This is a genomic window from Streptomyces sp. NPDC060035 (genome assembly GCF_042736635.1).
Taxonomy (GTDB): Bacteria; Actinomycetota; Actinomycetes; order Streptomycetales; family Streptomycetaceae; genus Streptomyces.
Genome location: NZ_JBHWVO010000013.1, coordinates 211,343 through 222,173 on the forward strand (window position 1 = coordinate 211,343; position 10,831 = coordinate 222,173).

Annotated in this window: 10 protein-coding genes and 1 pseudogene; all 11 read left to right on the top strand. The window is 68.1% G+C overall.

Annotation, left to right across the window (positions count from 1 at the left end; translation table 11 throughout):
• The first annotated feature begins 245 nt into the window (after positions 1-245).
• Positions 246-428 (top strand): hypothetical protein, encoded by a 183-nt coding sequence (locus ACFWBQ_RS22045; RefSeq protein ID WP_385491543.1) that lies wholly within the window; start codon positions 246-248, stop codon positions 426-428.
• Positions 429-866: 438 nt separating this feature from the next.
• Positions 867-1,997 carry an ROK family protein gene (locus ACFWBQ_RS22050; RefSeq protein WP_385491596.1) on the top strand — a complete coding sequence of 377 codons (1,131 nt, stop codon included), beginning with the start codon at positions 867-869 and terminating at the stop codon, positions 1,995-1,997.
• Positions 1,998-2,058: 61 nt separating this feature from the next.
• Complete coding sequence (locus ACFWBQ_RS22055; RefSeq protein ID WP_385491546.1) at positions 2,059-3,399, top strand: extracellular solute-binding protein; 1,341 nt, start codon at positions 2,059-2,061, stop codon at positions 3,397-3,399.
• A gap of 21 nt (positions 3,400-3,420) precedes the next feature.
• On the top strand, positions 3,421-4,356 hold the full coding sequence (locus ACFWBQ_RS22060) for a carbohydrate ABC transporter permease (RefSeq protein ID WP_385491549.1): 936 nt from the start codon (positions 3,421-3,423) through the stop codon (positions 4,354-4,356).
• Between the two features lie 5 nt (positions 4,357-4,361).
• Positions 4,362-5,273, top strand: a complete 912-nt coding sequence (locus ACFWBQ_RS22065; RefSeq protein WP_385491552.1) for a carbohydrate ABC transporter permease — start codon at positions 4,362-4,364, stop codon at positions 5,271-5,273.
• A gap of 3 nt (positions 5,274-5,276) precedes the next feature.
• Positions 5,277-6,542 (top strand): 6-phospho-beta-glucosidase, encoded by a 1,266-nt coding sequence (locus ACFWBQ_RS22070; protein WP_385491555.1) that lies wholly within the window; start codon positions 5,277-5,279, stop codon positions 6,540-6,542.
• Complete coding sequence (locus ACFWBQ_RS22075) at positions 6,533-7,606, top strand: N-acetylglucosamine kinase (RefSeq protein WP_385491558.1); 1,074 nt, start codon at positions 6,533-6,535, stop codon at positions 7,604-7,606. Before ACFWBQ_RS22070 ends, ACFWBQ_RS22075 begins: the two co-directional genes overlap by 10 nt.
• Positions 7,607-8,008: 402 nt before the next feature.
• Positions 8,009-8,245: a hypothetical protein gene (locus ACFWBQ_RS22080; protein WP_385491561.1), complete on the top strand. Its 237-nt coding sequence runs from the start codon at positions 8,009-8,011 to the stop codon at positions 8,243-8,245.
• Positions 8,246-8,829: 584 nt separating this feature from the next.
• The gene (gene ectA / locus ACFWBQ_RS22085; protein ID WP_385491564.1) at positions 8,830-9,387 is read left to right on the top strand and encodes a diaminobutyrate acetyltransferase; all 558 of its coding nucleotides are present in this window, start codon (positions 8,830-8,832) and stop codon (positions 9,385-9,387) included.
• Positions 9,384-10,655: a diaminobutyrate--2-oxoglutarate transaminase gene (gene ectB / locus ACFWBQ_RS22090; protein ID WP_385491568.1), complete on the top strand. Its 1,272-nt coding sequence runs from the start codon at positions 9,384-9,386 to the stop codon at positions 10,653-10,655. Before ectA ends, ectB begins: the two co-directional genes overlap by 4 nt.
• Before the next feature lie 95 nt (positions 10,656-10,750).
• Positions 10,751-10,831: pseudogene (gene ectC, locus ACFWBQ_RS22095) on the top strand (L-ectoine synthase); the annotation flags it as partial.

A 10,831-nucleotide genomic window follows, 5' to 3' on the forward strand; every position in this document is an offset into this window, starting at 1 on the left:
CGAGCAGATGCATGAACGACGCGCCACCGCCAGCCATGCGCAAGCGCGTAAAGGCTGTCCCGTAGCTGCTGTTCACCTCCGACGGGAGGCTGCCTGCGGCGGTCAGCTGAGGTGGGCTCCCAAACGGCTCCCAAACGGCTCCCAAGTGGGCCCAGGGCCCCACACACCATTGAACCCACGACCCCTTTCGTCCCGAACGAGATCGGGTCAACCTGCGGGGTGTTCAGCGGTTGCTCTAAAGGAGTTTGGCGGATACGAACGTCGACGATACGGACCGTCAGGTGCGGTGGCGGCTCGGCGCCTCCACGGGAGCGGTCTTGTTCGGGCTGACCTCGGATGCCAATCCGGCCGAGCCGGTGGCGGAGTGCATGGCCGAGGATCCGGATGTGGACCTGTCCAGCGGATCCAGCGAACTTTCGGAGGCCTGATCACAGGCAGAGGGCAGGGGCTGTGCGGGCCGCCGGTCGTCGGCCACGGACTTCGGTGTGCTGCGGCCCCGCGAGTGTTGCAGAGTCAGCAGGCCCCGGCGGCGAAGCACTCCGACAGGTTCAGGTTGTACCCGCACGGTCACCGCCCTCATCGAGGGCAACGGGCAGGAACAACTCGTCGACCTCAAGGACGGCCACAGTGACTCCGGGCCCCAGTTTTCGCTGGATCACGCACCGCTGCCCCGGATGCGCAAGGCATGCGCCGACTTGTCCAACTTACTCCCGGAAACTCCTAGCCCATCTCTTGCGAGAACACCCTTGACGCACTTCCCCGTCGGACCTACATTCCTCGAATAGATCGGAAAGTGTCCTAACTATTCAATGAGGAGCCACTCCATGGCCGCTCCGGTGAGGGGAACCCCGGGTACCCCGCGCACCATGCGTGCGATGAACGACCGCGCGACCCTGGACCTCCTCGTGGCGCACGGCGCCCTGACCCGGGCGCGCATCGGTGAGCTCACCGGCCTCTCCAAGGCGACCATCTCGCAGATGCTGGAGCGCCTGCAGGGCGCCGGACTCGCCAGGGCGGTCGGGGCGCAGACCGGAGGCCCCGGTCCGAACGCACTGCTCTACGAGGTCGACCCCTCCGCCGGGTATGTCGCCGCCCTGTCCGCAGGCCCCACCGGCATCACGGCGATCGTCGCCGACATCGCCGGACATGAGGCCGGTCGCTGTCACATCACGGCGAGCGCCGTCGCCGAGGACGTGCGCCACCGCACCGCCCAGCTCGTCGCCGAGGCCGTCGACGGAGCGCTCCGCCAGGCCGGGCTCGGTCACGACGACATCGCGGCCGCCGTCATCGGCACGCCGGGAGCCATCGACCCCCGCAGCGGACAGCTCCGCTACGCCCCCCACCTGCCCGGCTGGCACTCCCGCACCCTGCGCGGCGAACTGGCCGAGGTGCTGGGCACCCCGGTGGACATCGAGAACGACGTCAACCTCGCCGCGCTCGCCGAGCAGTACGACGGCGCAGCCCAGGACCGGGACAACTACGTGCTGGCCTGGATCGACGAGGGTGTCGGCGCCGCCATTGTGCTCGAAGGGACACTGCTGCGCGGCGCGACCGGGGGAGCGGGCGAGATCGGCTACATGCCCCTGCCCGGCGCACCTCTCGCACGCGAGGAAGCAGTGCAGACCGGCCAGGACGCCGGCGGCGGCTTCCAGAGCCTCGTTTCCGCGGCCGCTGTACGACGGCTCGCCGGCGGTACCGCCTCGCTGGAGGAGGCGCTCGCCGACGACTCCGTACGCAAGGAGCTGGCCCGCCGGCTGGCCACCGGCCTGGCCTCGGTCGTCGCCGTGGTCGACCCCGACCTCGTCGTGCTGTCGGGCAGGGTCGCCCAGGCCGGCGGCGAATCACTCCGCGCCCTCGTGGAGCAGGAGATGACCGGCCTCGCACTTCCCCGGCCCGAGCTCCGCATCAGCGACCTGGATGGCGACCCCATCCTCATCGGAGCCCTGCGCCGCGCCCTCACCCGGGCACGCCACACCGTCTTCGACACCTCCGCCTGACCCCCCACCGCCCCCTGTTCCGTACTCCCCAACGGGGGAGACCACCGCAAAGGAAGCCGCCATGCAGCGATGGCGCATACGCACGTGCGTGTCCGCGGCACTCGCCACGGCCGGACTACTGCTGTCCGGTTGCGCCAACCCCGGCGTCGGCAGCGCCGAGGACGACGTCACCGCCCCCGTCACACTGAAGTTCTGGCACGGCTGGTCGTCGCCCGGCGAAGTGAAGGCGATCAACGATTCGATCGCCCGCTTCGAGAAGCTCCACCCGAACATCCACGTCCGGGCGACCGGCAACGTCACCGACGCCACGGTCAACCAGGCCCTGCGGGCCGGTGGCGACAGCGCACCCGATGTGATCACATCGTTCACCACCAACAACGTGGGCCAGTACTGCGAATCCGGGATGTGGGCGGACCTCGATCCGTTCCTGGTCAAGACCGGCGTCGACAAGGCGAAGATCTTCCCCAAGAGCCTTCTGCAGTACACGAGTTTCGAGGGCAATCAGTGCGCGCTCCCACTGCTCGCGGACGCGTTCGGCATGTACTACAACAAGGACGCGTTCCAGGAGGCGGGCATCGCCCGTCCGCCGCGGACCATGTCGGAGTTCGTCATCGACGCGAAGAAGCTGACCGAGCGCTCCGGCAAGGGTTCGTACAAGCGGGTCGGCTTCATGCCCAACTTCCGGCTGTACCAGAACAGTCCGGACCGCCTGTTCAGCCAGTGGGGCCCCACGTACTTCGACAAGGAGGGGCACTCGGCCCTCGCCGGGCAGAAGGCGACGACCGACTTCTACCGAGTCGCCGGCCAACTGGCGGACGCGCAGGGCGGTTACGGCGCCCTGGAGAAGTTCCGCACCTCGTTCGGTGACGAGTCGTCCGCGCAGAACGCCTTCCTCACCGGGAAGCTCGCCATGCACCTCGACGGCGAGTGGCGCGGTCTGATGCTGAACGAGGCCAAGGCCGGCTTCGACTGGGGCGTGGCCCCGCTCCCGGTGCCCGACGACCAGGCGGACACGTACGGGCGCGGCTACCTGACCGGCACGGTCACCGGCATCGGCCACAGCAGCAAGCACCAGAACGCGGCCTGGGAGCTGGTCAAGTTCCTGACGACGGACACCCGTCAGGTGGTGGACTTCGCCAACGCGATCCACAACGTGCCCTCGACGTATGCGGCGCTGAAGTCGCCCGACCTGGACGCCGACCCGACGTTCAAGACGTTCATCGACATCGCGCAGAACAAGTACAGCCAAGCCATGCCGCAGTCCACCACCGGCGGCATGTACATCACGTCGCTGCAGGACTTCTCCTACTCCGCCGAGGCGGGACGGATCCCTGACCTGCACAAGGGGCTGCGCGAGCTCGACGAACAGATCGACGCAGACACCCTTCAGTCGAAGAGCTGACCGACGCGGGAGCACCACACCATGGCCCTCACCCTTTCCACGCCGGCGCGGCGCAGACTGCGCACGCTCGGCTTCCTCTCCCCGTGGCTGATCGGGTTCAGCGTCTTCTTCGCCTATCCGCTGATCGCCACCGTCTATTTCTCCTTCATGCACTACAACCAGATCCAGCGGCCGACCTTCGTCGGCCTGCGGAACTGGACCTACGTCTTCGAGCAGATGCCGCTGTTCGGACCCGCCCTGTGGAACACCCTCTGGCTGGTCGTGATCATGGTGGCGCTGCGGGTGGTCTTCGGGCTGACGCTCGGACTGCTGATCACGAAGATCAAGACCGGCCCCGGCTTCTTCCGTACGGCCTTCTACCTCCCCTATCTGGCGCCTCCGGTTGCCGCGACCGTCGCCTTCGTCTTTCTCCTCAACCCGGCGACCGGGCCGGTCAACGGCATCCTCTCGGCCATCGGGGTCGACGGTCCGAACTGGTTCAACGACCCGAACTGGGCCAAGCCGTCCCTGGTCATGCTCTCGCTCTGGGGCATCGGCGACCTGATGGTGATCTTCATGGCGGCCCTGCTGGACGTACCGAAGGAGCAGTACGAGGCCGCCGAGCTCGACGGCGCGGGAGCGTGGGCCAGGTTCCGCTACGTCACCTGGCCGTCGATCACACCGATCGTGATGTTCGCGGTGGTCACGGGCGTCGTCCAGACGATGCAGTACTACACGCAGGCCCTGGTGGCCGGGAAGCTCGCCTCCGGGGTCTCGATCGGCCCGGGTTCGGTCATCCAGCCCGGCTACCCGGACCACTCGACCCTCACTGTCCCGCAGCTCGTCTACTCGATGGGCTTCCAGAACTTCAACACCGGCGCGGCGTGCGTTCTGTCGCTCGTGCTGTTCGCCATCGCGATGGCCGTGACCATGCTGCTCATGCGTAAGCGCTCGGGCCTGCTCTCGGCGGAGGACTGATTCCGGTGACCACTACGACCATCGAAGCCCCGGCCGCTACCAGGGCCCCGTCCACCTCACGCGCGCAGGGCCCCGCGGCCGCGCGCGCCCGCCGCAAACGCGTGCTGAACTGGATCGCCGTCCACAGCGTGGCCCTGGCCATCGCGCTGCTGTTCGTCCTGCCGTTCGTCTTCGTGTTCCTGACGTCCGTGATGAGCGACGCGCAGGCCATGAGCGGCGACCTGTGGCCCGACTCCTGGCACTGGGAGAACTACACGGCCGTCTTTCGTACGGAGGGCTTCCTCACCTGGTGGAGGAACTCGCTGATGTACGCCGGGCTCGGCACGCTCTTCACCGTCTGCTCGGCCGTCCCGGTCGCCTACGCGCTCGCCAAGTTCCGCTTCCGCGGCCGACGAGGGCTGATGATCCTCGTCATCTCCACGATGATGCTCCCGCCCCAGGTCATCGTGATTCCCATGTACCTGGTGTGGGCCCAGCAGTTCCACCTCTCGGGCACCCTGTGGCCGCTGATCATCCCGATGGCGTTCGGCGACGCCTACTCGATCTTCCTGCTGCGGCAGTTCCTGCTGACCATCCCCAAGGAGTACATCGAGTCGGCCCGCGTCGACGGCTGCGGGGAGCTCCGCACGCTGCTGACGATCATCGTCCCGATGGCCAAGCCGGGGATCGCCGCCATCGCGCTGTTCCAGTTCTTCTACTGCTGGAACGACTACTTCGGGCCGCAGATCTACGCGGCCCAGAACCCCGCTTCCTGGACGCTGAGTTACGGGCTGGAGTCCTTCAAGAGCGCCCACAGCGTCAACTGGAACCTGACCATGGCCGCGACGCTCCTCGTCATGGTGCCGGTCGTCATCGTTTTCTTCTTTGCACAGAAGGCCTTCGTCGAAGGCGTCACACTCACCGGAGTAAAGGGCTGATTGATGAAGCTCGCAGTAGTGGGTGGCGGGTCTACCTACACACCTGAACTGATCGACGGTTTCGCACGGCTGCGGGACACCCTGCCCATCGAGGAACTGGTGCTCGTCGACCCGGCGCCCGACCGGCTCGAACTCGTCGGCGGCCTCGCCCGGCGGATCTTCGCCAAGCAGGGCCACCCGGGCCGGATCGTCACCACCTCGGACATCGACGCGGGCGTCGCCGACGCCGACGCGGTCCTCCTCCAGCTGCGCGTGGGCGGCCAGGCCGCCCGCAACAAGGACGAGACCTGGCCGCTGGAGTGCGGCTGCATCGGCCAGGAGACCACCGGGGCCGGCGGCCTCGCCAAGGCCCTGCGCACCGTCCCCGTCGTCCTGGACATCGCCGAACGCGTCCGGCGCGCCAACCCGGACGCCTGGATCATCGACTTCACCAACCCGGTCGGCATCGTCACCCGTGCCCTGCTCCAGGCCGGCCACAAGGCCGTCGGCCTCTGCAACGTCGCGATCGGCTTCCAGCGCAAGTTCGCCGCACTCCTCGACGTGACCCCGGGAGAGATCCACCTCGACCACGTCGGCCTCAACCACCTCACCTGGGAGCTCGGGGTTCGCCTCGGCGGCCCCGAGGGCGAGAACGTACTGCCGCGGCTGATCGCCGAACACGGCGACGCCCTCGCCGGCGACCTGCGCATGCCGCGGGCGATCGTCGACCGGCTCGGCGTCGTTCCCTCGTACTACCTGCGCTACTTCTACGCGCACGACGAGGTCGTCCGTGAGCTCGGCACGAAGCCGTCGCGGGCGGCCGAGGTCGCCGCCATGGAGAAGGAACTCCTCGCCATGTACGGCGACCCCACCCTCGACGAGAAGCCCGCCCTGCTCGCGAAGCGCGGCGGCGCCTTCTACTCCGAGGCAGCCGTCGACCTCGCCTCGGGCCTGCTCGGCTCGGGCGGCTCGCCCATCCAGGTCGTCAACACCGCCAACAACGGCACCCTGCCGTTCCTCCCCGACGACGCGGTCATCGAGGTCCAGGCCACCATCGACGCGAAGGGAGCCGTCCCGCTGGCCGTGCCGGAGCTCGACCCGCTGTACTCCGGCCTCATCGGCCACGTGACGGCGTACGAGGACCTCGCCCTGGACGCCGCCCTGCGCGGCGGCCGCGACCGGGTGTTCCAGGCACTGCTCGCGCACCCCCTGGTCGGCCAGTTCGAGTACGCCGAGGCGCTCACCGACAAGCTGATAGCGCACAACCGGGAGCACCTCGCGTGGGCCTGACCGCTTCCCTCCTCGCCATCGACGCGGGGAACAGCAAGACGGACGTCGCCGTCGTCGCCGCTGACGGCACAGTCCTCGGTGCGGCCCGGGGCGGCGGCTTCCAGCCGCCCCGGGTGGGTGTCGAGCAGGCGGTGGACGTTCTCGCCGAAGCAGCCGAGCAGGCGCTCGCGGCGGCAGGCGCCGTCGGCGTCGGGCATGTCTCCGCGTGCCTCGCCAACGCCGATCTTCCCGTCGAGGAGAAGCAGTTGGCCCAGGCGATCCGGCGCCGGGGCTGGGCCCGGAGCGTCGATGTACGCAACGACACCTTCGCGGTGCTGCGTGCCGGCCTGACGGAGGATGCCGAGCCGCGAGGTGTGGCCGTGGTGTGCGGCGCCGGGATCAACTGCGCGGGCATGCTGCCCGACGGCCGGACCGCGCGCTTCCCCGCCATCGGCCGTCTCTCCGGTGACTGGGGCGGCGGCGGCGGCCTGGCCGAGGAGGCGCTGTGGTTCGCCGCACGCGCCGAGGACGGCCGCGGCGAGCCCACCGCGCTGATGCGGACGCTGCCCGCGCACTTCGGGCTCCCGTCCATGTACGCGCTGATCGAAGCCCTGCACCTTGCGCACCTCGCACCGCATCGCAGGCACGAGCTGACGCCGGTGCTCTTCGCGACGGCCGCGGACGGGGACCGGGTCGCGCGTGCCGTGGTGGACCGGATGGCCGACGAGGTGGCGGCGATGTCCACCGTCGCCCTGACCCGCCTCGGCCTGCTCACGGAGAAGGTGCCGGTGCTCCTGGGCGGCAGCGTTCTGGCGGCCCGCCACGCACAGTTGGACGGCCGCATCCGTACCTTGCTGGCGCAGAGGGCTCCGCGGGCCGAGGTGCGGGTGGTCGCCGAACGGCCGGTGCTCGGAGCGGTGCTGCTGGGGCTCGACGCATTGGGTGCGGAACCGGAGGCGCACGCCCGCTCCAGGGCCCACTACGGGACAGCCACCGGAATCACGGACCCCCTGCGGTCCACCGGGCATCCGCACGCCTCGCACCGTGCCGACCACCGAGGCCGGGTCGGCGTCACACCGGGGTAGCGCCGTCAGCAGCGCCGTATCATCTTCTTTCGGCTGATACCGGGCCGACTGTGTGACCTGGGGTGGGGATCAGGAGGGCGCTACCGGCTCCTCGGCCATGAGCGGCTTCGCCAGGTGACCGGCCGTCCTTGCGGATCAGCGCTGTCACCACGTTCGTATGGACCGTCCAGGTGCCAGGAGGACAGAGCCGGCTGTCGCCGGCGGACCAGGGTGACCTCGGCAGAGGCCCAGGTCTTCGCGCCGGTCGCCGAGTGCCCTCGTCGACGACGAAGTGCATCCGGTGCCTGTCGGTGCGCGCCGGTGCACGCCGGTGTCCGTCTGCCCACGTGAAGTCTGAGCCGTGGAACGACATTCCAGGACACACGGCGGAGTCGGGTGGCGCCCCACGAGGCGTCGTACCGGGTGTCGCTCGACAGTGACGGCGCGGTCGAGGTCGAGTACGGCGGCTTGCTCAACTCCGAGAAACGCCTCCGGCCCCTTGATCCGTCGCGCCTGGGCGGTGTGCTCGACGGGTACGAAAGACTCCAACTCGTCACCGGAGCCGCGCTGCCCATGCCCCGCAGTACGGATACCGAAAAGCCCAACCGTTTGTCGGCTCTGGTAGGTGATGCCACGCACGTGACACCGCACCGAAAGTGATTCCCTCTTGCCGGTCCTTCTGAGCGCTCGACGCCTGTCATCCCGCGTGCTCGGTAGAAGTCGGGGAAATCGGTCGCAAGCCGGTGCTTCCCATAGTCAATTTCTGGAAAGTAGGCTAATGCCTCCGTTTCCGATTATCAGGCGCCCAGTGGCCTTCCATCTGGGCGTGCCCCCGACTTGGTCAAACGCTGATCCATCCGTGTGCGCGATAAGGAAATCACCCGGTTGGCGGCCACGCTGCAACGAAAACGTGCTGCGGCGAACCCGGTGAGCGCCGGGGGCCGATGTAGCCCACCTCAGGGGAGCTGCTGCCTGAACTTCCAGTCGACGTCCACCGAATGATGTCATGTGGCCCGGGGCGGACCGTCGTCCTATCATGATTCGGCAGAGCTCCTCAAGAGAAACAAATTGACAATGCTGAGATGCCTGCGGGCTGTTATCCTGACTGCGCATTTTGAAAGGCGTTTCGACGGCGAATTGGATGCGAAATTCGCTGGTTTGTGCTTTTGTCTGAAGGGGCCGACACGCTTCCAGCGGGAAACGCCCCCGCCTTGTGCACTGCGGTGAGACGGAGGTGTGGACCCATGGTGAGCCAATCGGAGCGCCTGGAAGAGCCCACGGTCGAGGATGGTGCTTCGGCGTGGCGTATCGCACGTGATTCCCGCGTGCTCGACGTGAATTCCTCGTACAGCTACCTGCTGTGGTGCCGTGACTTCGCGGCGACCTCCGTGGTCGCCCGCGACGAGGAGGGCGGGGTCGTCGCCTTCGTGACGGGGTACATCCGTCCCGAACTGCCCGGCACGCTCGTCATCTGGCAGATCGCCGTGGACGAGGATCGGCGTGGGCGTGGTCTTGCCGGCGCCATGCTGGATCACCTCACCGCCCGCCTGCGGTCCCGGGGCAACCTCCAGAGCCTGGAGACCACGATCAGTGCAGAGAACGAGGTATCACACCGGCTGTTCCTCTCATTCGCCGAGCGACACGGGGCGTCGCTGGAACGTGAGCTGCTGTTTCCCGCACGGCTCTTCCCCGACACACACGAGTCCGAACACCTGTACCGCATCGGGCCACTGGCCCGACCACCCATCCCGTCGTCCGAAGCCCAGCACTCGGATACTCTCCACGCTAGGAGCGCGTCATGACGACCAATCCGCACGCCCTGAGTGTCTTCGAGCGCCTGGAGTCGGAGGTACGGAGCTACTGCCGCGGCTGGCCCGCAGTGTTCGACCGTGCGCAGGGCGCCCGGTTGACGGACGAGGACGGACACTCGTACCTGGACTTCTTCGCCGGTGCCGGATCGCTCAACTACGGCCACAACAACCCGGTGCTGAAACGCGCGCTGATCGACTACATCGAGCGCGACGGCATCACCCATGGCCTGGATATGGCCACGACGGCCAAACGCGCGTTCCTCGAGACGTTCGAGAACGTGATCCTGCGCCCCCGTGACCTGCCGTACAAGGTGATGTTCCCCGGCCCGACCGGGACGAACGCCGTCGAGTCGGCGCTGAAGCTCGCCCGCAAGGTCAAGGGCCGCGAGTCGGTCGTCTCGTTCACCAATGCCTTCCACGGCATGTCGCTGGGTTCGCTCGCCGTGACCGGCAACGCCTTCAAGCGGGCCGGTGCCGGCATCCCGCTGGTGCACGGCACCCCGATGCCGTTCGACAACTACTTCGACGGCACGGTCCCCGACTTCCTCTGGTTCGAGCGGCTCCTGGAGGACCAGGGATCCGGGCTGAACAAGCCCGCCGCGGTGATCGTGGAGACCGTGCAGGGTGAGGGCGGCATCAACGTCGCGCGCGCCGAGTGGCTCCGGGCCCTCCAGGACCTGTGCCACCGCCAGGACATGCTCCTGATCGTCGACGACATCCAGATGGGCTGCGGCCGTACCGGCGGCTTCTTCTCCTTCGAGGAGGCCGGCATCGTCCCGGACATCGTCACGCTGTCGAAGTCGATCAGCGGCTACGGTCTGCCGATGTCGCTCTGCCTCTTCAAGGGCGAGCTGGACATCTGGGAGCCCGGCGAGCACAACGGGACCTTCCGCGGCAACAACCCGGCCTTCGTCACCGCCGCCGCCGCACTCGACGCCTACTGGGCCGACGGCCAGATGGAGAAGCAGACCCTGGCCCGCGGCGAACAGGTCGAGCAGACGCTCCTGGCGATCTGCGCCGAGGAGCACCCGGAGACCGAAGCCCGGGTCCGTGGACGCGGCCTCGTGTGGGGCATGCAGTTTCCCGACGGGTCCCGCGCCGCCGCCGTCTGCGCCCGCGCCTTCGAGCTGGGCCTGCTGCTGGAGACATCGGGTCCGGAGGGGGAGGTGGCCAAGGTTCTGCCGCCGCTCACCATCACCTCGGAGGAGCTCGACGAGGGCCTGCAGATTCTCTCCAAGGCTGTGCGGGAGACAGGTTGAACACGGCCTGAAGCATCCGCTCGAGAGCCTCGGCCGCAAGGACGCCGCATGACCGCACCTGGAACGAGGAACCGGAAGAAGGGCACCATCCCACCGTGATCGTCCGATCGTTCAGTGACATCGAGAACACCGACCGGCATGTGAGGGCCGCCTCCGGTACCTGGGAGAGCAAGCGC